Consider the following 22,344-nt stretch of genomic DNA (forward strand, 5'->3'; position numbering starts at 1 on the left):
AAACTGGGGGGTCCAAAATGATTGACTTTAAAAAGGATTTCAAAGCCCTGTATCAACCCAAATCCACGCCGTCAGTTATTGACGTGCCTGAGATGACTTTCATTGCCATTGACGGTAAAGGCGACCCAAATACGAGCGCAGATTATGCCGACGCCGTTGAGTCGCTGTATGGATTGTCCTACGCTATCAAAATGGGTAATAAGTCGATTTTGGAATACGTCGTCCCTCCGTTAGAAGGCTTTTGGAGCGTTGCCGATGACTTCAAAGGTGGCGGGGCGGTTATAACCGATAAGAATAAGTTCGTATGGACGATGTCGATTCGTCAGCCGGATTTTGTTACTGCGGAGGTATTTGAAGCCGCCAAGTCCTCGCTCGCAAAGAAAAAGCCGAACCTCGACATATCGAAAGCGCGGCTTGAAAAACGAACCGAAGGGTTGTGCGTGCAGGTCATGCACATTGGCTCATATGACGATGAGCCCGCGACAATCACTGCGATGGAGCAGTATGCCGCCGAAAATGGCTATGCAATAGACATTAACGAAGTTAGCCGTCATCATGAGATTTATCTCTCCGACCCGCGCAAGGTCGCGCCGGAGAAGCTGAAAACGGTAATACGGCATCCTATCAGGAAAGTAAGTGTATGAAAAGCGCAACGACTATATCGGAATGAGGTACAATGCGAAATGAACGAAAAAATCTACGAATACGACGCGGCAATCCAGCCCGCCGACAATGGCGGCGCTTATGTCCCGTTTCCATACGATGTTCGTGAGGAATTCGGCAAGGGCAGAGTAAAAGTTCACGCGACATTTGATGGTGAGCCTTATGACGGGAGCATCGTCAATATGGGTGTGAAAAACGCCGACGGCTCGGTGTGTTATGTCATCGGTGTTCTTAAGGATATACGCGCGAAGATTGGCAAACAGCCGGGCGACAGCATACACGTTACGATTAGAGAGATGAACAGTCAATCTCAAGGAAAAAGACCGCCATGTCGATAGTTCTTTACCACTACACCTGTAAATTTCTTCTAGCGAAGAACAATCTATACAGCGAGATATTCTAAGGGGGATGACAACATTATGGCTACAGCTAATCTCGGGTTTGAAGAGAAGCTATGGAGTATGGCGGATAAATTGCGCGGAAGCATGGATGCCGCAGAATATAAGCATGTTGTATTGGGGCTGCTATTTCTCAAGTATGTATCGGATGCATTTGAAGAGAGGTATGAAGCATTGAAGACTATGCCTTATGCCGTTCTGGAAGACCGGGATGAATATTTGGCTGACCATATATTCTGGGTACCTAAGGATGCGAGATGGAAAAATATTAAGGATAACGCCAAAAAACCGGAAATTGGACAGATCATCGACCAAGCGATGATGGACATCGAACGGGAGAACCCTTCGCTGAAAGGGGTATTGCCGAAGGACTACGCTAGACCTGCGCTAGACAAGTCTCGCTTGGGCGAGGTCATAGACTTGTTCTCCTTCAAGGTGGGGGATGAAGAGAGCCGTTCCCAGGACGTGCTGGGGAGGGTGTATGAATATTTCCTCAGCAAGTTCGCAAGCGCGGAAGGGAAGAATGGAGGGGAGTTCTATACGCCTTCCAGTGTCGTGCAGATGCTCGTTGCGATGATCGAACCGTATAAAGGCCGGGTGTATGACCCATGCTGCGGGTCGGGCGGTATGTTCGTACAAAGCGGGAAGTTTGTCGAAGAGCACCACGGGAAGCGTGGAGATATTGCGGTATACGGTCAAGAATCGAATCCAACGACATGGCGTCTTTGTAAAATGAACTTGGCGATTCGCGGCATTGACAGCAAATTGGGGGAGAGCCATGCGGATACGTTCCATAATGATCTTCACAAGGGCTTGAAGGCCGATTATATTCTTGCTAATCCACCGTTTAATATTAGTGATTGGGGCGGCGATCGACTGACGGAAGATGTGCGTTGGGCCTTTGGCGTTCCGCCTGCGGGAAATGCGAACTATGCATGGATTCAGCATATGGTGAACAAGCTGGCCCCAAGCGGTGTAGCTGGCTTCGTTCTAGCGAATGGTTCGATGTCCACCAGCACGACGGCGGAGCTGGAGATTCGCAGCAAGCTGGTGAACGCCGATCTTGTGGACTGTGTTGTGACATTGCCGGGGCAGTTGTTCTATTCCACGCAAATTCCGGTATGTCTCTGGTTCCTAGCAAAGAACAAAACTCCGCGCGGATGGCGCGACCGCAGAGGAGAAATTCTGTTCATTGATGCTCGGAAACTGGGGCATATGGTGGATCGCACGCATCGCGAACTGAGCACGGAAGATATACAGAAGGTGGCCGATACGTACCATGCGTGGCGTGGACAAGCGGAAGCGGGGACGTACGAAGATGTAAAAGGCTTCTGCAAGGCGGCGAAGCTTGCGGAAGTGCAGGAGCATGAATATATTTTGACGCCGGGCCGTTATGTCGGCATTGAAGATGTGGCAGAAGATAGCGAGCCGTTCGGGGATAAGATGGCGCGTCTGACGTCGGAGTTGGCGGAGCAATTCGCAAAGTCGCGGCAGTTGGAAGACGAGATTCGCAAGCAGCTTGGGGGGATCGGGTTTGAGTTTTAATGAAGGAATCCCAAGAGTTTGGGATGTTAAGCCATTTGAACAGTTGTTTGCAGAACCTACTCGAAATGGTTTGACAAGACCTAAGCGGGTTCGTGGAGACGGAATAAAAATGGTCAATATGGGCGAGATATTTGCCTACGATAGAATATTTAAACAAGATATGGACAGGGTTCCCGTTTCTGAAAAAGAATACGATAAATATATTCTTAAAAAAGGCGATCTGCTTTTTGCAAGACAGTCGCTGACACTAAAAGGTGCGGGGAAATGTTCAATTGTAATGACGGACGAGGAAATGACATTTGAATCTCATTTGATAAGAGCACGGTTACAAAAAGAAATAGCTGATCCAATGTTTTATTACTACCTATTTAAATCAAAAATAGGAAAAGAGCTTATTTCTTTGATTGTTGAACAAGTCGCAGCTGCAGGTATAAGAGGTAGTGATTTAGTAAAATTAAAGGTGCCCGTTCCTGTGATCCTGGAACAAAGGAAAATATCAGAAGTATTTTCCAAAATAGATGACAAAATCGAACTCAACAACGCCATCAACAAAAACCTTGAAGAAATGGCCCAAGCTCTGTTTAAACGTTGGTTTGTAGATTTTGAATTTCCTAATGAAAATGGAGAGCCTTATAAGTCCAGTGGCGGTGAGTTTGAAGAGAGTGAGTTGGGATTGATACCGAAGGGGTGGAGGGTACGTCCTTTAATTGAAATCTTAGAAGTTAATCCCAAAAGAACTTTAAAAAAAGGTGTCAATGCTCCGTACGTAGAGATGAAAAGTATAACGAATTACTATGCAAGAGTCACCGAACAATATAACAGGGAGTTTAAATCTGGGACAAAGTTTATGAATGGTGATGTCCTCTTAGCTAGGATTACTCCTTGTTTAGAGAATGGAAAGACGGCCTATGTTGATTTTTTGGAAGAAAATCAAGTTGGCTGGGGATCAACTGAATACATTATTTTGAGAAGCCATCAAGGTATTCCCCATTTATTTGCTTATTTTCTTGCAAGATCGGATGAGTTTAGATTGTATGCTATTAATAACATGACAGGTACTTCCGGACGCCAACGCGTTCCTGAAGCAAGCGTTAGTAGTTATCCAGTAGCTATTCCTGATACATTTGAATTGTTTAGGAAATTTGGGAATACAGTTCACCCTGGATTTGAACTCATGAAAAAAAATGATTTGGAAACGCATAGCTTAAATCTTATAAGAGACACCCTCCTCCCCAAACTCATGTCGGGAGAGATCCGCGTAGATCAGGCCTAATAAACTATAGGAGGTTAAAGGCATGGCGCAATATACGGTTTCCTATGTAGAGAGCGATCTCGAGCAAGCCGCGCTAGAATGGTTTGAAGAACTGAACTACGACAAGGCCTATGGTCCGGATATTTCCCCGGAAGGCGAATATCCGGAACGACAATACTATCAGGATGTTATCTTGGAAGATCGGCTTCGCGATGCACTTATTCACATAAACAAGCAGGTACCGCGAGAAGCCATAGAGGAAGCGGTGCGGATCATTACGATTCCGCGCAGCCCAAGTCTGTTAATCAACAATCGAGCATTTCAGAAGATGATAACCGATGGCATTGATGTGCCCTATCGCAATGCCGACGGAGATTACTTGACGGCGAAGGTCTGGATCTTCGATTCGCATCCTGATCGAATCCATAATAATGACTTTCTCGTGGTCAATCAGTTCACGGTCATTGAGCAGCAGGCGGAGAAGCGGCCGGACATCGTTGTCTTCGTCAACGGATTGCCGCTTGCCGTCATCGAGTTGAAGAGCGCCTCCCATGAAGAAGTCGGGATCAGCGACGCTTACAATCAAGTGCAGACATACAAACAGACGATTCCGTCGTTATTTACCTATAACTCATTTATGGTCATAAGCGATGGAGTCAATGCCAGAGTGGGCACGCTAACAGCAGATGAGGAGCGGTTCATGATGTGGCGAACGATCGACGGTGAGGATGTCGCCGCGGCCACCATTCCGCAGCTTGAAGTATTAATTAAGGGGATGTTCGAGAAGCAGCGGCTGCTCGATATGATGAAGCACTTCGTCTTGTTCCAGACCGATGGCCAGCATATTTATAAAATAGTGGCGGGATATCATCAGTTCCATGCCACCAATAAAGCAATCGCCAGCACAGAGCGAGCGACGCTGCAAGAAGGGGATCGCAAGATCGGGGTCATCTGGCATACGCAAGGATCCGGCAAGAGCTTATCTATGGTCTTCTATGCAGGTAAACTCGTACTGGCGTTGGACAATCCTACCATCGTTGTGGTAACGGATCGGAACGACTTGGATGATCAGCTCTTTGCTACGTTCAGCAAGTCGAAGGAACTGCTCAGGCAGACCCCGCAGCAGGCCAACGATCGGGCGCAGCTGCGAGAGTTGTTGTCGGTAGAGTCCGGGGGCATCATTTTCACGACGGTACATAAATTCACCCCGGAAGAAGGCGAAGCAGCGTATCCTGTCTTGACCGATCGCCGGAATGTCATCGTCATCGCGGATGAAGCGCATCGCAGTCAATATGGCTTCCATGCCGAGATGGTAGGCAAAGATGCCGAAGCAGCTATTAAATACGGTTATGCGAAATATATGCGCGATGCGCTGCCAAATGCATCTTATATCGGATATACGGGAACGCCGGTTGAACTCGCAGACAAAAATACGCCAGCCGTATTTGGCGATTATATCGATGTGTACGATATGACGCGTGCCGTCGAAGATGGGACGACGGTTAAAATTTACTATGAAAGCCGTATTGCTCGCCTGGAGCTATCCGATGAAGAGCGTCCGCGGATCGATAATGACTATGAGGAAATTACGGAATATCAAGAATTCAGCCAGCAAGAAAAGCTGAAGTCGAAGTGGGCGCGACTCGAAGCATTAGCAGGAGCAGAGAAACGCATTAACCAAATCGCGCAAGATATCGTCACCCACTACGAACAACGGCAGGGGGCGATGGCAGGGAAAGCGATGATCGCCGTTATGTCCCGGCGCATTGCGATTGATCTGTACAAGGCCATCATTGCGCTCCGTCCGGAATGGCATAGTGATGATGACAATGAAGGCAAGATGAAGATCGTCATGACGGGCAGCTCCAGCGATCCGGCGGATTGGCAGCCGTATATCGGGAACAAGCGCCGCCGCGAGCACCTGGCGAAGCGGATGAAAGACGTGAACGATCCTCTCCAGCTTGTCATCGTCCGTGACATGTGGCTGACCGGCTTCGATGTTCCGAGCATGAGTACGATGTACATCGACAAGCCGATGAAGGGGCACAATCTGATGCAGGCCATCGCCCGTGTCAATCGCGTATTTGGAAATAAACCGGGCGGACTCATCGTCGATTATATCGGTATTGCCGATAACCTCAAATCGGCATTGCAGCAATATACCGAACATGATCGCAAAACCGCGGGCATCGATACGGATCGGGCCGTTGATTATATGGTAGAGAGAATTCAATTAATCCGTGAGCTGCTGTATGGTCACAACTATACGAAATTCGCATCGGAGAAAGCAGCGGAACGGATGCAGGCAATCGTGGGGACAGTCGACTACATCCTTGGTCTAGGCCAAGAGGATAAACGTAATTTCCTGAATTGGACGGTGGAGATGGCGCACGCTTTTGCGCTGTGTGCGACAACGGAAGCGGCAGAGCAATTGAATGTGGAGATCAGCTTCTATAAAGCGGTCAAGTCTGGAATCGTTAAGCTGATTACACCAGAGAATAAGAAAAAGACAACGAGTGAACTGGATGCGCAATTGAATCAGTTGATCTCGAAATCGATCATTTCGGAAGAAGTCGTGGATATAATGGATGCGGTAGGCTTGCAAAAGCCGAATATCGCGATATTGTCCCATGAGTTTCTGGAGCATGTACGAGGTCTGAAGCAGAAGAACCTGGCTGTTGAACTTTTGCGGCGCCTGCTTCAAGGCAAGGTGAAGGCGGTGTCCCGTACAAGTGTCGTCCAGTCCCGCATATTCTCCGCGATGCTGGATGAAGCGATTCGGAAATATAACAATCGTACGATCGAGACGACACAGGTGATCGAAGAGTTGATCCAGATGGCGAAGGAGATGAATGCCGCCGTCAAGCGCGGAGAAGATCTGGGCCTTATTAAGGAAGAACTTGCTTTCTATGATGCGCTGGCTGCAAATGAGTCTGCGAAGCAGATGATGGGTGACGTTGTCTTGAAGCAGATCGCACATGAGCTGACGCAAGCGATTAAAAGCAATATTAAGGTGGACTGGGAATTGCGCGAGAATGTCCGGGCGCAGATGAGAGTCATTGTGAAGCATTTGCTGAAAAAATACGGATATCCGCCGGATTTAGCACAAATGGCGATTGATCTCGTAATCGAGCAGGCGGAAGTCATGGGGAAGTCTGAGTTGGAACAATTCCACTATTGAGATCTTATATTTTAGTTATGAAGATATGCTCATTTAATCAACGTTGTAAGAGAGGAGGATACTCGACTTCTTATGTCATCCGTATTTTCATTTTTGGGTGAGGTGAACGAGGAGCTCTATGCTGTGGCGGTACAAGCGGAGGCGGATATGTGGAGCAACCCGCGCGCGACCCTGACCCAAGGCAGATTATTTAGCGAAGAAATGGCGACGACAGTGTCCAAGCTGGAGAAGGTTGAACCCGTCTATTTCATTAAAGCCAGCGAACGTGTTCAGTTGTTAGCCCGCAAAGATATTATTGCGGATGAGATGAAGGATAGCTTCGAATGGTTGCGCCGGAACGGGAATACAGCCGCCCATGATGTCAAGCCCGTGCCGCCGGATCTGGCCTTAACCGCCCATCGGCACATGTTCACGTTGGCCTTATGGTATGTGGAATCCTATGGGCCGCTTGAGATTGAACTTCCGACTTATACGATGCCGAACCTGCCTGTGAGCCGCAATGATGAGTCAAATGAACCGAAGCTGGATGTAGGCGAGCAGTTGGAACAGTTATTGAGTGCGCAGTTGGAAGCCAAAATCTTGCCTACAATTACGGAGCAGTTCAAGCATCTGCATGCAACGATAAGCCAAGTGGCCGGGATGAACGGTGCTGCCTCGACAACCGGAACATCGTCACCGGGGACAGAGGCTGCGAACCCTGCGGCCTTCGTTGGGACACCACCGCAGGGAATGAATGCGGTTGTTGCGAACATCGAAGCAGGTATTCCTGCGGGTCGGTCGTCAGAGCAACCGACAAACAATAGAGAGGGAGAAGAGGTAGAAGTAGGTGACTACCTCTCCAATCAAGGACTGACTGTGGTCGACAAGCGGCCTAATGGCGGGGCGCTGTGGGTTGTTGGCGGTTGGGAGCTGAAGGAGGTATTGTTCTCCCTCAAGCCGCAAGGGATCTTTTTCAAGTATGTCAAGAATGGGAGTCAGTCGACGAAGCGGAAGCCTGCCTGGTTCATGATGGGGAAAGACCCGAGCCGATTGCGCTGGGTCGACATCCCAGATGAAGAGGGGAGCACCGAGGAAGTAGCGGTTGCGCAGGAAGCCGTTGCGGCGGTTGTAGCATCTGCAGAGCCTGGCCTAACAGAGCATGCGGTAATGTTAGAGGAACTTGCTGGGCAAGGCCATTGCACATCATCTATGGCAGGGGGAGAGACCGGAACGCAAGTGCAAGTTAGACCACCGTCTCAAGGAAAATCCATACATACAGATGCGACACAATCTGCTCGAGACCTAGAGAGCGTCAACGACGAGAAAACGGAGTTGCGGAAGTCTTTCCACAATAAGGAGCTGATCTTTCCGGCGTCAATGATAGACATGGGACTCGATGACCTGCCTATGAGCGGCTGTGCCCGTCTGCTGCAATATCTGAAGGATGCGTGCAACGTAACGGCGATTCATGAGCTTCCCGAGGATCTATCGAATCTGACCGAGAAGATTAGCGGTGTCGGCTCAAAGACAGTGGAGCGTTTCGTCAAGCAATTGGAAGATGCGATTGCGGAAGAGAAACGCCTTATCGGATCGGGAAAACGAAAAGAACATGCGGTAAGTGCCTACCGCGAGCTCAAGAAGCGATTGGGCCATCGCCCTACCTACATGGAACTGCATCAATTCGGAAAGGCGGATAGTCAAGCATATCGGCAGTTATTCGATTCCTACTATGCGTTCTTACGGCAAGCAGGCGAGCTCACCAAGGAAGAAGCGGGAACGGCAAGGAGATATGCAGATTGGCTACAAGAAGTAGAAAGCACAATGATCCGCAAGAGCTATAAGATGGTACTGTTGCTTGTGATGTTGGAGCGAGGCGTAAGCGATTGGATGAAGCCGATTACGGCTGAAGAAGCAGCTCCATTGTTTTATCAATATTATATGAGCGACGCAGACCGCAAACAGATTGATTTCTCGGATAATGAGACGCAAAAGTTATGGAACAATCCGGTGGAACGTACGGCCCAACTTATCGCCCGTATGCCGATGACCCATTGGGCGAAGGGGAATCAGTTGATCCGCTTTTCAGATGGTGCTTTCGACATACGCATTACGACGAAAGAAACGGATCAGACACGATTATATGCGTGGACAAAGGAGATTTGCGAGTATCGGCTGTGCTGGTATTTTGAACGGAAAGCTGCTGCATTGTCTATAGATTCGGAGTAAGGAAAGGAACCTGTTGTTCAATGGGAGATATGAAATTATTTCGGCTAGTAGGTCATGGAGTAGAAGAGCTAAGCGGATATACGGTTACGGTAGAAAAATCTTTGCAAACGTTGATGGAGAAAAACTTGGAGGCGTTGTTAGGCATTCGATTTCTGGCTTCTGAATATTCTACAGGCAAGAAGCATCGGGGAAGAATCGACACGCTTGGTATTGATGAGAATAACTCGCCGGTTATTATTGAATACAAGCGGTCTACAAATGAAAATGTCATTAATCAAGGCTTGTATTATCTTGATTGGCTGATGGATCACCAGGCGGACTTTATGGTACTGGTTATGAATCGTTTGGGTCAGGGGATAGCCCAATCCATCGATTGGAGCGCTCCCAGACTGTTATGTGTGGCCGGGGGATTTACCAAGTATGACGAGCATGCCGTACAGCAAATTAACCGCAATATTGAATTATATACATATAAACGTTATGGTGACGAACTGCTACTGCTCGATTTGGTGAATGTAACAACGGCTCACTTGGAAACGGAGGACGGGGAACTTCTGCAAGCCAAGACCCCGTCTTCATCCAAGACCGTCTCCGATTACCTTGCCCAAGCAAGCGAGGAACTGACCGATCGGTTTGAAGCGTTGCGCGCCTTTATGATGGCGCTTGGAGACGATGTGCAGATGAACACGTTGAAGTATTACTTTGCGTTCAAACGGATAAAGAACTTTGCCTGTGTGGAGATTCATCCGCAGAACAAGTGCATTTCTGTATATGTGAAACTCAATCCCGATTCGATAGAATTAGAACCATCCTTTACGAGAGATGTGCGCCAAATTGGCCATTACGGCACGGGGGATTTGGAGATTACGATCGCCAATGCCGATCAACTGGAGCAGGCGAAAGCATTGATTCAGCGCAGCTATGAGATAAGCTAAGGCAGATGTGATTTACAGGAAATTCAGTTGAAGGTATCCCTTGGACTCTTTGTGCAGCGACAAAATTCTCGCGTACAAGACGTAGCGCCTGTCGGTTTCTTCCATATGCGTCTCGGATATCAGACCATGCGCAGTTTATGGGAGGAACTGAACACAGGCCGGGCATTTTGTGGCGTTGGAGCAGCGGGAACGGGTTGCGAGTCAGATACGATCTTTTTTACCCGACTTCGATAATAAGGATACGGTTTGGCCGTGACGAACGACTTTCTGCATCAAGACGGATGAACAACAAGCGGGTGGCAAGGCGCCCCGCTTGTTCTATGTCAGCCAGAACCGTTCGAGCTGATCCCATTGCTGCTCCTGCCGCAGAATCTCCCGTTGGCGCGGGCCGATAAGATCATAGTGGGGAAAGGGGCGGCGTGCATGGATATAGCGCGGGTTCAGACCATGCTCTACGCACCAGACAGACAAGCGGGCCATGTCGGCACAGGGTCGTGATTCCCGGGAAGCGTTCATCCTTCTCAGGGCATAAGAGACCGGTGTATCGCTAACCCTATCGATAGGGAGGAGACCCATCGCGCGATGGGTCTTCTCTTATCAGGACAGAACTGTCGGGAATCCGGGCTAGAATCTGCCGGATCGGAAGATAGACAGGAGCAGCCAGATGAACATCAAGGCCGCGATGATGAAGCCGATCTCGATCACGTGAATGTCCCAGAGCAGCGTCGGCTTCACGTTGAGGGAGGAGCCGACGATAAGCCCGACCATCATGATGCTGAAGGCAAGCAGCACAATGCTGAAGGAAAGCCGGTTGCTGATTTGATCGAGCTTGTACAGCATATGATCCAGCTCGCGCAGCTCCAGTTCAGCCTTGATCTTGCCCTGGCTGATTAGGGAGGAGAGCCGGTGCGCCTGCATCGGCAGATCGGACACCGCTTGCACCAGATCGAGCGTGCCGCCGACCAGCTTCTTCTGGATGCGGCGGAAGCTGTACCTCTCTTTCAGCAGCTTGATGCCGAACGGCTCGGCCATATCAAGGATGGAGAGGGTTGGATCGAGCCTCTCCACGATGCCTTCCAAAGTGAGCAGCGCCTTGGCCAGCAGAATCAGATCGGGAGGGAAGACGATCCGGTGCTTCTTGGCGACGGCGAACAAGTCATGAAGAGATTGGCCGAGACTCACCTCGGAGAACGGCACGTCGTAATACCGGTTCCGCAGTTGGTCCAAGTCGCGGCGAAGCGCATCCATGTCCGTCTTGTCGGAGATGAGGCAGAGCCGCGCAGTCGCCCGGAGCATACCCAAGGTTCGATGCTGCATCAGCGCGATAAGCAGCTCCGCTAAATACTCTTTCATTTCCCCGTTCAGTTGGCCGACCATGCCGAAGTCGATCAGGGCGATCCGGTTCTGATCGAGCACCATAATGTTGCCCGGATGAGGATCGGCGTGGAAGAAGCCGTCGATGAAGATCAGATGCAGCATCGCGTGCACGAGGCGCTCGGCGATCGACTTGCGCTCTGGTCCGTCCGGGAGCCGTTCCGTGTAATAGTTCAGCATCGTGCCGTCAACATATTCCATCGTCAGCACCTTAGCTGAGGAGCGATCCCAATCGATCTGGGGAATATGGATGCCCGGGTCTCTGCGCAGCAACTGCGCCATCTTGCCGGTGTTGTGCCCTTCATGCTGATAGTCGAGCTCGGAGATCATCGACTTGGCGAATTCCTGAACCATCTCCGGGATCTGGTATTCGGACACCCAGGACCAATGGCGCGTAGCCGCTTCGGTCAGTCCCTGGAGTATTTCCAGATCCCGCTTGATAATGGATGTAATCCCGGGCCGCTGCACCTTGACGGCCACCGCGTCGCCGTTAGGCAGCCAAGCCTTGTGAACCTGGCCGATGGAGGCGGCGGCGAGCGGGATATCATCGAAGCGTAGAAACAGCTGCCCAAGCGGTCGGCCCAGCTCGCCCTCGATGATTCGGCCAGCTTCCATGCCCGTGAAGGGTGGCACTTGATCCTGCAGCTTCTCCAGCTCTTGAATGATACTGCCCGGCAGCAGGTCGGCCCGGGTGCTAAGCAATTGGCCCAGCTTGATGAATGCCGGGCCAAGCTCTTCCAGCACGAGGCGAATCCGTTCGCCCAGCGTCTTCGTCTGCGGCGTCTCATGCGTAATCAAGCGGCGGGGCAAGGACAGTACCCGGCGCAGTCCAATTTCCTCCACAATATAGCCGAAGCCATGATGCATCAGTGCCATGGCGATATCACGGTAGCGGCCGGCATGCCTAATCCGCACGGCCGTCCGTCTCCATATTCGGATGTCCATCTTGCTCGCGGGGTTCTTCCGGGCTAGCACCTTCGAGCGCGGCAACCCGCTGCTCCAGCAGCAGCATCCGCTGCTTCAACGCGATCAGGTCGGAGATGGCGGCCACATCGAAGTCTTGCAGCTTGCGCTTCACCATATCCTGAATGGAGGTGCTGAAGGAGGCCTGCTCCTCTTCTCCCCGTTCCATCAGATGGTTAACGAGCTCCTTGGACTGTTCGGGAGCGAGCTGTCCTTTCTGGACAAGCTCGTCGACGGCGGCTTCGATTTTCTCCTTGCTGAGCACGGCGAGGCCCCAGCCCAAGGAGACCGCTTTTTTCAACAGATCACTCACGTTCCCAATCCCTCCTCATCGATATATCCCTAATATGCCCAGGAGGGTCCGATTTCATTGAAATGCGAGGCAGGGAGAGGACGGGAACAGCGAGCCATCCGCTTCAATTAATCCAGATTGGCCAGCTCATAGATGGCGCGGGCATAGATGGCTGTTGCCTTCAGCAGATCGTCAATGATAATGTGCTCATCGACCTGGTGCGCCGTCTCTTCGCGTCCCGGGAAGAGGGCGCCGAAGGCTACGCCGTTGTCGAGGAAGGCCGCGTAAGTGCCGCCGCCGGTCGTAAGCAGTGCAGGCTCTAACTGAGTCTCTTCCTCATAGATTTTCTGGAGCGTCCGAATCATCGGATGGTTCCGATCGACATGATGCGGCTCCTTCAGATCCATCTCGCGATCCATCTCGAAGCCGTATTCCGCCATCTTCTCCTGCAGCGGCTTCAGCACATCGGCAGAGCTGTAAGAGACCGGGAAGCGAATATTGAGATGGAAGAACGGAACCGACGTGCCATCATATTGGAAAATACCGGCATTGACCGTGAGGGGCCCGGTAATGTCATCGACACAGGCGATGCCGAGTGCGGTGCCCAGATGATCATCGACCAGATGCTTGTCAATGAACCCGATATACCGGGTGGCGTCCGGCTGGAAGGTGTAACCGCCAAGGAAGCGGATGAGCTTCAAGGCGGCGTTGACGCCGACATGCGGCACCATCCCGTGCGCCGATGTGCCCCGCATGCGCAGGGTCGCTTGACCTGCGCTCACTTCCGCGGTGCCGGCCAGTCCCGCAGCGGAACAATACGTCTCATAGCGCTTGGCGAGGGAGGCGAGCGCTTCCGGTTTGCCCGCGACGACGGCGACCCCCGATTCCGGCACCATATTAGCGATGCCTCCGCCATCGAAGCGGACGAGCTCGTATTGCGGCGCCGCAGCGTCTCCGGCTGAAGAACCGCCGAAGCTGCAGAGGTAGAACTTCGTATTGACTTGCCCCTTCTCCGCATGAGTAATCGGGAAGTCCGCATCCGGCGTGAACCCGGACACCGGCATCGGTTCCCGTTCCGTATAGGTCTTCATGCACTCCATTTCGCTCTCTTCGTCCGTTCCGAAGATAACGCGCACCCGGCACTTGAGTGGCAATCCTAGGTCCTTGACGATCTTGAGACCGTAGAACGCTGCCAGCGTCGGGCCCTTGTCATCGATCGCACCCCGGGCGAACAGCTTCCCGTCCCGGATATCCGGCTCGAACGGTGGGGTAGTCCACTGCCCAGTCGCCGGGACGACATCCAGATGGCAGAGCACACCGACATATTGCGAGGCGGCCTCATTCCCGTATTCGGCATAGCCGACATAGCCGTCAAGATTGCCGGTGCGGAATTGTTCCCGCTCCGACAGCCGGAGCATATAGTCCAGCGCCTGGGCGATATTTCGTCCCATCGGCTGTCCCGGCCCTGCCGTAGCATTATCCTTCGTGCTCTCAATCCGGAGCAGGCCTTGCAGGTCTTGCAGCAGTTCTTCTTTTCTTTTCTTGACTTCAGCCAACCAGTTCATATTAACACGCTCCTTCAGCATGGCGTTCGATCCAATGTAATAGGGAGTGGCAACTCCGAGAAAAGTGAGGTCATGCTGCCAAGACTAGCAAGAGCAGGAGATACCATATGTTGTACGACAAGGTATGCCGGGCTGAAATGATTTAGCCTTCCTTTCACTCTAGAAAGTGGGGATCCCATCTTGAATATCCGTTACAAGGGCGGATGGAAATAGCAGCGGCGGCATACCGGATAATACCGCTCATTACCGCCAATCTGAATCTGATCGCCGGAATAGAGGGGCTTGCCGTCGTCGCCGACGTGAAGATTCATCGTCGCCTTTCGTTGGCAGAACCAGCAGATCGTCTTCATTTCCTCGATTTTGTCCGCATACAGCAGCATATAGCGGCTGCCCTCGAACAGCTCATTGCGGAAGTCGTTCTTGAGCCCAAAGCCAATGACCGGAATATCCAACTCATCGACGATGCGGGTAAGCTGAAGGATCTGCGCTTTACTCAGGAATTGGACTTCATCGACGAGCACGCAAGAGACGGGGCTTCCGTGCAGGGAGACCTCACGGTATATATTCGTATCGGCGTGAACAAGTCGGGCCGGGCGCTTCAAGCCGATGCGGGACGATACATACCCGACGCCGTCCCGATTGTCCACTGCCGAGGTAAAGATAAGCACTGACTTGTTCTGCTCCTCATAATTGTTGGCAACCTTAAGCAATTCGATCGATTTGCCGCTGTTCATCGCCCCGTAGCGATAGTAAAGTTGAGCCATTGCTGCCACTCCATTCTGTACATGTAGAAGATCTCGTGATGATACCTGGCCTGTGTCAACACGTTCTAGTCGCTTAGTCATAATGAGGAATCAATCGAAATAATACGGTCTGCTCCGCCATCATGGCGACGCTGATGTCGCGCAGCTCCTCGTACCGCTCCCATCGTCTGAAGGAGTTGATAAATGCCCCTTTAAGGAGCTACCTCGGTTACACTTGCTTCTATGATAAAGAATGCAGCCGACCAAAGCAATGGCGCAAATCAAGAGCGGAAGTATCGATCAACGCGAACAAGGGGGGTGCGGCCTGCGCATCCCCTTGAGCTGTGTGCGGAACGCTGCTAGGATCCCCCCGTGCGGCGCCGCTGGTTATTCGGCTTCTTCGTATTTTGGCTTTTTAACATTTTGGTTGCCGATGAACCGGAAAAACCGCCTCTTTGATTCGCCTGCTGCTGCTTCTTCTTGGCCAGCATTTCTCTCATCGCATCCGCCAAATTAACTTTCTTCGGCTCATGTTGCTGTTCTGCCATTCTTACACCTTCCTTCGCTTCTGCGGATGTATCCTCTCCTGCGGAGCCGGTTCAACAGGCTCCATACCGGTAAGACGGTCATGGGTGCTGTATTGTGGACAACTCCGTATCTCCATACAAATTGCTTGTCATGCAGTGGATGCCAAGGCTGTCGCCAATGCCGGCTTATCCGTTATTGGACCGCCCAGAGCTGCGGATGATCGTCCGCGGCATGCCGCGCCGCCCGGGCGTTCCTCTCCACCTGCTCTTCGTTCTTGCAGCCGGGAATGACGCAGGTGACCGCCGGATGGCGTAGACACCAGGACAGAGCCCACTCAGCCATGTCCATACCGTCGGGCACTTCGTTCCTCCGAATCTCCTCCACCTGCTTTAGCCGCTCGTCGAGCTCTTCGCGGCGATGGCGATGGCGCACATCATTGGTGGCGAACTCGGTTCCCGGCTTGTACTTGCCGCTCAGGAAGCCGCTCGCGAGCGGGACCCGCGCCAATATGCCGAGATCCTGCTCTAGACAAGAAGGGAATACCTCTACCTCGGGCCCGCGATCGAGCCGATTGTAGACAAGCTGAATCGCGCTCGCTCCGACTCGCGTCGCCGAAGCCGTCTGGTGCATGCTGTTGCGCTTGTTCAACGACAGGCCGAGATGCCGAATCGTCCCTGCCTGCACCTGCTTATCGAGCATCGTCCACAGGTCATCGTTGTCGAACGCCTGATCATTGCCCGAATGGAACTGGTACAGATCGATATAATCGGTCTTCAGCGCCTGCAGCGATGCTTCTAGTTGCCTGCGCACCTCTTTTGCCCCATACCGGTCCGTGCGGTTCAGATGGGAATGGAATTGATGCCCGAACTTGGTGGCGATGACCCAGTCTTCCCGCTTGTCCCGTCGCAGGAAATCGCCGATAAAGGCTTCCGACAGGTGGTCGCCGTAGCATTCGGCGGTATCGATCAGGTTGATGCCGAACTGCTTTGCTTTATATAAAATACAATCGACTTCCTGCTGCGAATAATCGTGTCCCCACTCGCCGCCGAACTGCCATGTCCCGATCCCGATGACGGATACTTTCAAGTCGGTCCGTCCTAATCTGCGGTATTGCATGCCTCGTCCCCCTTCTTTTTGCGCTAGGGTCTTGTACCATCATATCACAGCCGCAGGAGCAATTCGAAGCGTCAAGTTTTGAATGCGGAGCGTCTGGTCTGCTCTAAAAGCGCGGCGTATGAGACGAACATCGCCACAGCCTAATTTTTAGCATGAAATGATGGACTGACCGATCGGCGCCAGCCGGATGCGAAGCCGCAAAGGTGCTTATTCGGCTGATTTGCTCGCTGAACCGCTGTCCGTTTCGGCTGTGCTATTTGACGTCGATCGTCTTGATGATGCGAGCCGGGTTGCCTCCGACGACGACATTGTCAGGCACATCCTTCGTGATGACGGCTCCCGAGGCGATGACAACATTGTTGCCGATCGTGACGCCCGGATTAATGATGGCCCGGCCGCCAATCCAGACCCGATCGCCGATCGTTACCGGCTTGCCGAACTCTGCCCCGGAGATGCGCGCTATCGGATCTAGCGGGTGGGTTGCGGTATAGATATGAACGCCCGGCGCCAGGAAGCAGTCGTCGCCGATGTGAATCTCGCATACATCGAGCAGGACACAGTCGAAGTTGGCGTAGAATCGGCTTCCGACATGGATGTTGTAGCCGTAATCACATTTGAATGACGGCTCGATATAGAACCCTTCTCCCAAGCTGCCGAAGAGCGATTGCAGCAGACTTGTCCGCTCCTTGTAGTCCGTTTCCACGGTCTGATTGTACAGCCGGGTCAATCGTCTGGCCCGCTCGCGGTCGCGCACCAGCTCTTCATCTCCGGCACGGTACAGCTCGCCCTGAATCATCTTCTCCTTTTCCGAAGCCATGGATGTCTCCTCCGCTAGTCGTAGTATAAGTCACAAGCTCTCCTTATTATGAATCCATCGGCGCACCGGTTGCAAGCGGCCAGCATCCTCCGGCATCATCTACGGATAGTATAAGGTCTCCCGTCACGGGAGAGCCAAACATGGTCTCCTTCCATCGCAAGCCGCAGCCGAATTCATAGCAACGGACTAGCGAGGGATAGGGACAGGGCAAGCATTGGCGGTGCTTAATATATGGTATAATCGGATTATTATTCATAGGGGTGATTTGAACGTGAGCAAATTTTTGGCCTTTGGCATGCTATTTTGGCTTTTTGGCAATCCGATTGTAGCCATCATCGTACTGCTGCTTATTCTATATGTGCTTGATCGGCGCTTCATCGGGCTGTCACCGAGCTTGTTCAAGCCGCTCAAACGAAGGAACCGGATCAGGAAGCTGAAGCAGCAGCTTGGCACCAACCCGCATGAGGTGTCCGCCAAGATGGAGCTTGCCCGGCTGCTGATCGAGCGCAGAGCCTACCGGGAGGCAAGACAATGGCTGGAGCCGTTGCAGGAGACGATGGATCATTCGGCTGAATTCTGGGATGATCTCGGAACCTGCTGGCTGCACACCGGCGAGCCGGAACGGGGAGAAGCCGCGATAAGGAAGGCATTGGAGCTGAACCCCCGGGTCAAATACGGCCAGCCGCATCTCCGGCTCGCCTCTTTGTATGCAGAGGCGGACAAGAACCGGGCGATTGAGGCGTTGCAGACTTATCAGGAGGTTCATTCGTCATCATGCGAATCGTATTATCGCCTCGGCCGGTTGTACGAACAGCTTGGCCGCAAGGAGGAAGCCGGGGAGGCACGGAACCAGGCTGTTGCCATCTATCGCTCGCTGCCGCGTTACAAGAAGCGGGAAGAACGGAAGTGGATGCTGAAGAGCATGCTCAGGCGATAGCGAGTGCGAATCCAGGCAGTTAGGCGTGAAGCGTTGCTGCTGCTAGCCGCTGTTGCTATCAACCGTTGAACCGTGCCGCAGCGAGCATTGGCTGACGGTGGAGCTGGGACAGGCGCTTATAACTTAGCGCCGTAAAACCCCTAGCTTTAGCTATGGAGAGTCGTCACCCCATTCGTCGTTCACCATGCCGAAGCAGGCGGCGAATCTCCTACCTTCAATATGCGGGAATTCAAGATTCGAACTGAGTATGGAATAAAAAGGGAATCAGGACGAAAGACAGGCAGGCCGGAGAGTTCCGGTCTGTTTTTTTGATCAGGAAGCATAGAGCAATACGATAAAGGGATCCAGATCGCTTCGACGGTGCCGTGTGTTTTTCGGACTCACTTTCCTTTATATATTTATCATTCTAAATATATATATAAAAATTTACATTTTAAGAGAGAAAAAGATATAAAAATAAATTGTTGATAATTTTATTTATTATCCTATAATAAAAATTACCTTCACAATAAAATTTACAGCCCTACCAAAACAACCCTATCAACTTAGCTGGAACTACCTACTACACATTTATTAATTCACACATAAGAAATGATAGAAGAAAGAGAAGGAGAACGATTCAGTGAAATGAGGTACTTTACCCTCGTTCTCTACTCAACTGGAATTCCAAATTCGCATAAAGGATGTTGGTATATGATGGGATATTACTGCTCAACGATTTTTAAAGGATGCCCAATTCTATTGCTGATCGCTTTAATGGTTGGATGCGTGCCGTCTCATGTACAAGAGGAGAAAAAAAGTATTTCTATTTTATATAGCTCCAAATTAGATTTTGATAGGGACTATGGCAAATTTCTGCAAATAAAATTTCCGGATCTTACATTTCACATCATAGAATATAATCCTGTTCTCGGGCAGGGGGTGTGGAATGATATGAATTATGTGAATTATGTCCCTCCTCATCTGGGGAGTGGAATGAGGAAGCGCTGCTCCAGTTGATACAGGCGAAGCAGCCTGACATTCTCTTCTTTCCATGTCCCGTATATCAGCGTGTGCTAGATGCGAATCTGTTGAAGGAGATAACCGGTTATGCCAACCAGTATGATGCTCAGGGGATTGCTGCTCCAATACTGGAAAAATTACGGGCAATGGGAGAGGGGGAACTTTATTTCTTATCAAATACGTTTGCTCCGGAAGCCATTTACTATAACAAAGACCTATTATTGCAGTATGGGCTCCCTGGGCCGCAAGATTTTATGCCATGGCAGGATGTGCTTGCGCTTGCTCATCAAGTTGCGGAGCGTGGCAGGGAAGATTCTATTCAAGGGTTAACTACACCTCACCATGGGATCGCCGACTTGTTTTTACATCTTGGGACTGCCGAAGGATTGACCTGGTATCATCCGGCAAATCATGCGACCTTGTTCGGAAGTGAGGCATGGAAAACGATAGTAAAACAATTGGTGCAAAAAGATAAAGACGATCATCGGATACCGCCAACAGACGATATGTACTCAGACGGGTTTGTTGATGGGAAAATTGCCATGGTTCTTGATGATTACGCATTGGTTGACCGCTTGAAGCAAAGTAAGAAAAAAATAAACTGGGCGCTTGTCACGGCTCCTGTTTCGCCAGATGGAGCAACGAAAAGTCAATTTTATTCTTTTGAAACGTTGAATGGCATAAACCATCTCACATCGCAATTTGAAGTGGTCTTGGAAGTATGGGCATACCTTAACGGGCAAGAAATGGCCAAGATAAAGCATAATGGCAGCTTTTGTCCTATGACACTCCCGATTCGATCCGGCATAGTCCAGGATAAGGAATTGAAAAACATTTCCGCCTTCTATCAGATTGCACCTGATTCGGTGTTTGTGACCAAACGCAATGATTTGCCGTTGCGTGTAAAAGGTGCGATAAAAACGTATTTGCGAACCGAAATCCAACGTCTGGACAGCGATAATACAGCGCTACGAGATGAATCGGTTCTGAAATGGGAACATGATGTTGCGGAAATCATCCGGCAAGAGAGCCGGTCTAATCCTTAACAAAGCTTAGCAGGAGGAAACATGAGAAAAGTTCTGATGACGATTGCGTTATTGTCGCTTGTTATCGTGTATGGTTGTAGTCCAGCACATCATAAGGATAAAAAAGAAGATTACTCCGATCAAGAGATTACGATTTATGCTTTCGAAAGTCATGAACAGTTTTTTTACAGCATGTACGGTAATTTGATTCTGCAACAGTTCCCCGGGTTAAATTTGCGGGTACTTACTTCTAAAGACTTTGCTTGGGATAAGGATGGGGAACATAATCAAAAGTCACCTGATCTTGTAATTATAGGTATAGATGAATACAGGAAAATGGCGGATAACTCCTATTTATTGGATCTTAATCCGCTAATCAAGCGGGATCATTTCGATACCGAACGTTATCAACCGGAGATGATTCGAGCGCTAACCGATCAACCGGCAGGCAAGTTATATGGCCTGTCACCTAATGTATATATAGATGGCATATTTTATAACAAAGAGCTATTTGATGATATGCATATTGATTATCCTAAAGATGGGATGGATTGGTACGAAATGCTCGCGCTAGCAAGTCGTTTTGACGGAGGCATTGTAGGATTTGAAAGTACAATTTCATCCCCGGGCGCTTTACTTATGCAAATGGTGGAGACGAACAAATGGAACTTTATTGATGAAAAAAGAAAAGTTACATCATGGAACAAAGAGCAATGGCTGAAGGCTGTTCAGGCTGTTGTCACGGCAAATCAAACGAATTCGGTGGCAGAGGGAGCAGGGGATTTATTTTTCAAAGGAAAATCAGCGCTTTACGCTGCGCCTGTAAATTCCGTTGAGAAATTGCGAACTGAACATCCATTTTCGTGGGGATTTGTCTCCTCGCCGGTGGGCGTAAACGATAAATCGATAAGTCGAAGTATAATTTTTTATCGAGTGCTCTCCATTCCCGAAGGCTCATCTCAGAAAGAGTTAGCCTGGGAAATTATTCAGATGTTGATGGGGGAAGAGGCAGTCATTCAATATAAGGATAATGAAAGGTTTAATACAGTTTCAACTTTTAAAAAATATGCAAATAATTACAAAGGAGTTGATTTGACGAATATTTGGAGGCAATCTATCGATGGTCATCCGGGCACATTCCCTGAATGGTTATCTACTGAGTTTTATGGTGATCTGTATGAAATGTTAGATACGTCGTTACAAAAGGCCATCAAGCGAGACATGACCGTTGAGGAATGTGCGAATTTGATAATAGAAAATGTGACGGAATTAGTGAAAAGGGAGAAGGTAAAAAATAGATCCTAACGCGCGTGGCCATCATGGAAGTGGAGTTATTGCAACCTTTAATCCGTGCTATAGAAAAGGTGAAAAATGAGACGAATATTCAATGTAATTAACTTCTCTTTGCGCTCATTTATTGAAGTGTATGGATTTGATAAAACCACGGTGATACTAACACTTCTGGTGTTACTATTTAGCTCTCTGGGCACGTACTTTGATATCTTCTAATCAAAAATTATAGTGGATAGTTTTTTTGGCGGGGACTTCCCAATGTTTCTCTATTCATTGCTAGCTTTAGTCATATTCAAATTAGTTGCTAATTATCTCAACGCACTTTCTTCGGTGAAGAACATGAAAATGTCCAGGGCTTTTAATAACAAATGCGATGGGGAACTAATAAACCGTATAGAAAGCCTTGATTTAATGATAAAAGAACATCCGCGGTTTAATGCAGATTTTCCATATCTTAGATTTATTAAAGGTCAAACCTATTCTTTATATACTCAATGTACTCAAATCCGT

General features: G+C 50.2%; 19 protein-coding genes. 11 read left to right on the forward strand and 8 right to left on the reverse strand.

Going from position 1 to position 22,344, the window contains the following annotated elements; genetic code table 11:
• Positions 1–17: 17 nt before the first annotated feature.
• The 7 genes from PPOP_RS14680 (at position 18) to PPOP_RS14710 (ending at position 10,179) form a co-directional block, all read left to right on the forward strand.
• Positions 18–644: a GyrI-like domain-containing protein gene (locus PPOP_RS14680; protein ID WP_006287312.1), complete on the forward strand. Its 627-nt coding sequence runs from the start codon at positions 18–20 to the stop codon at positions 642–644.
• Positions 645–683: 39 nt separating this feature from the next.
• A complete protein-coding gene (locus PPOP_RS14685) occupies positions 684–1,001 on the forward strand; it encodes a DUF1905 domain-containing protein (protein WP_006287313.1) in 318 nt (105 codons plus the stop codon).
• 81 nt (positions 1,002–1,082) lie between these two features.
• On the forward strand, positions 1,083–2,606 hold the full coding sequence (locus tag PPOP_RS14690) for a class I SAM-dependent DNA methyltransferase (RefSeq protein ID WP_006287315.1): 1,524 nt from the start codon (positions 1,083–1,085) through the stop codon (positions 2,604–2,606).
• The gene (locus PPOP_RS14695; RefSeq protein ID WP_006287317.1) at positions 2,596–3,879 is read left to right on the forward strand and encodes a restriction endonuclease subunit S; all 1,284 of its coding nucleotides are present in this window, start codon (positions 2,596–2,598) and stop codon (positions 3,877–3,879) included. The genes PPOP_RS14690 and PPOP_RS14695 overlap by 11 nt, the downstream gene beginning before the upstream one ends.
• A gap of 22 nt (positions 3,880–3,901) precedes the next feature.
• Positions 3,902–7,039, forward strand: coding sequence for a type I restriction endonuclease subunit R (locus PPOP_RS14700; RefSeq protein ID WP_006287319.1), 3,138 nt, complete (start codon positions 3,902–3,904; stop codon positions 7,037–7,039).
• Positions 7,040–7,111: 72 nt separating this feature from the next.
• Positions 7,112–9,244, forward strand: coding sequence for a homing endonuclease associated repeat-containing protein (locus tag PPOP_RS19545; RefSeq protein ID WP_052516627.1), 2,133 nt, complete (start codon positions 7,112–7,114; stop codon positions 9,242–9,244).
• 20 nt (positions 9,245–9,264) lie between these two features.
• Positions 9,265–10,179 carry a DUF5655 domain-containing protein gene (locus PPOP_RS14710; RefSeq protein ID WP_006287322.1) on the forward strand — a complete coding sequence of 305 codons (915 nt, stop codon included), beginning with the start codon at positions 9,265–9,267 and terminating at the stop codon, positions 10,177–10,179.
• A 318-nt stretch (positions 10,180–10,497) separates the two neighbouring features.
• Here PPOP_RS14710 and PPOP_RS14715 read toward each other — a convergent pair whose 3' ends face one another.
• The 8 genes from PPOP_RS14715 to PPOP_RS14750 all read right to left on the reverse strand — a co-directional run bounded on the left by PPOP_RS14715 (position 10,498) and on the right by PPOP_RS14750 (position 17,577).
• Positions 10,498–10,755, reverse strand: coding sequence for a hypothetical protein (locus tag PPOP_RS14715; protein WP_306304726.1), 258 nt, complete (start codon positions 10,753–10,755; stop codon positions 10,498–10,500).
• Between the two features lie 48 nt (positions 10,756–10,803).
• Complete coding sequence (locus PPOP_RS14720; RefSeq protein ID WP_199898979.1) at positions 10,804–12,498, reverse strand: ABC1 kinase family protein; 1,695 nt, start codon at positions 12,496–12,498, stop codon at positions 10,804–10,806.
• The gene (locus PPOP_RS14725) at positions 12,458–12,829 is read right to left on the reverse strand and encodes a phasin family protein (RefSeq protein WP_006287326.1); all 372 of its coding nucleotides are present in this window, start codon (positions 12,827–12,829) and stop codon (positions 12,458–12,460) included. Before PPOP_RS14725 ends, PPOP_RS14720 begins: the two co-directional genes overlap by 41 nt.
• 107 nt (positions 12,830–12,936) lie before the next feature.
• Positions 12,937–14,373, reverse strand: a complete 1,437-nt coding sequence (gene pepV, locus PPOP_RS14730; protein ID WP_052516628.1) for a dipeptidase PepV — start codon at positions 14,371–14,373, stop codon at positions 12,937–12,939.
• Positions 14,374–14,564: 191 nt separating this feature from the next.
• A complete protein-coding gene (locus tag PPOP_RS14735) occupies positions 14,565–15,137 on the reverse strand; it encodes a thymidine kinase (RefSeq protein ID WP_006287329.1) in 573 nt (190 codons plus the stop codon).
• 338 nt (positions 15,138–15,475) lie between these two features.
• Entirely contained in the window at positions 15,476–15,664 is a 189-nt protein-coding gene (locus PPOP_RS14740; RefSeq protein WP_006287330.1) for a hypothetical protein, read from the reverse strand.
• Positions 15,665–15,836: 172 nt separating this feature from the next.
• A complete protein-coding gene (locus PPOP_RS14745; protein WP_006287331.1) occupies positions 15,837–16,760 on the reverse strand; it encodes an aldo/keto reductase in 924 nt (307 codons plus the stop codon).
• A gap of 253 nt (positions 16,761–17,013) precedes the next feature.
• Complete coding sequence (locus tag PPOP_RS14750) at positions 17,014–17,577, reverse strand: maltose acetyltransferase domain-containing protein (protein WP_006287332.1); 564 nt, start codon at positions 17,575–17,577, stop codon at positions 17,014–17,016.
• A 271-nt stretch (positions 17,578–17,848) separates the two neighbouring features.
• Here PPOP_RS14750 and PPOP_RS14755 point away from each other — a divergent pair, with 271 nt between their 5' ends.
• From PPOP_RS14755 to PPOP_RS14770, 4 genes are all read left to right on the forward strand, one after another.
• Entirely contained in the window at positions 17,849–18,514 is a 666-nt protein-coding gene (locus tag PPOP_RS14755; RefSeq protein WP_042229042.1) for a tetratricopeptide repeat protein, read from the forward strand.
• A 693-nt stretch (positions 18,515–19,207) separates the two neighbouring features.
• Entirely contained in the window at positions 19,208–19,513 is a 306-nt protein-coding gene (locus PPOP_RS14760; RefSeq protein WP_042229044.1) for a hypothetical protein, read from the forward strand.
• Positions 19,510–20,562: an ABC transporter substrate-binding protein gene (locus PPOP_RS14765; protein WP_042229045.1), complete on the forward strand. Its 1,053-nt coding sequence runs from the start codon at positions 19,510–19,512 to the stop codon at positions 20,560–20,562. Before PPOP_RS14760 ends, PPOP_RS14765 begins: the two co-directional genes overlap by 4 nt.
• Before the next feature lie 21 nt (positions 20,563–20,583).
• On the forward strand, positions 20,584–21,846 hold the full coding sequence (locus tag PPOP_RS14770) for an ABC transporter substrate-binding protein (RefSeq protein ID WP_006287335.1): 1,263 nt from the start codon (positions 20,584–20,586) through the stop codon (positions 21,844–21,846).
• The last annotated feature ends 498 nt before the right edge of the window (positions 21,847–22,344 follow it).

The organism is Paenibacillus popilliae ATCC 14706 (genome assembly GCF_000315235.1).
Classification (GTDB): domain Bacteria; phylum Bacillota; class Bacilli; order Paenibacillales; family Paenibacillaceae; genus Paenibacillus_B; species Paenibacillus_B popilliae.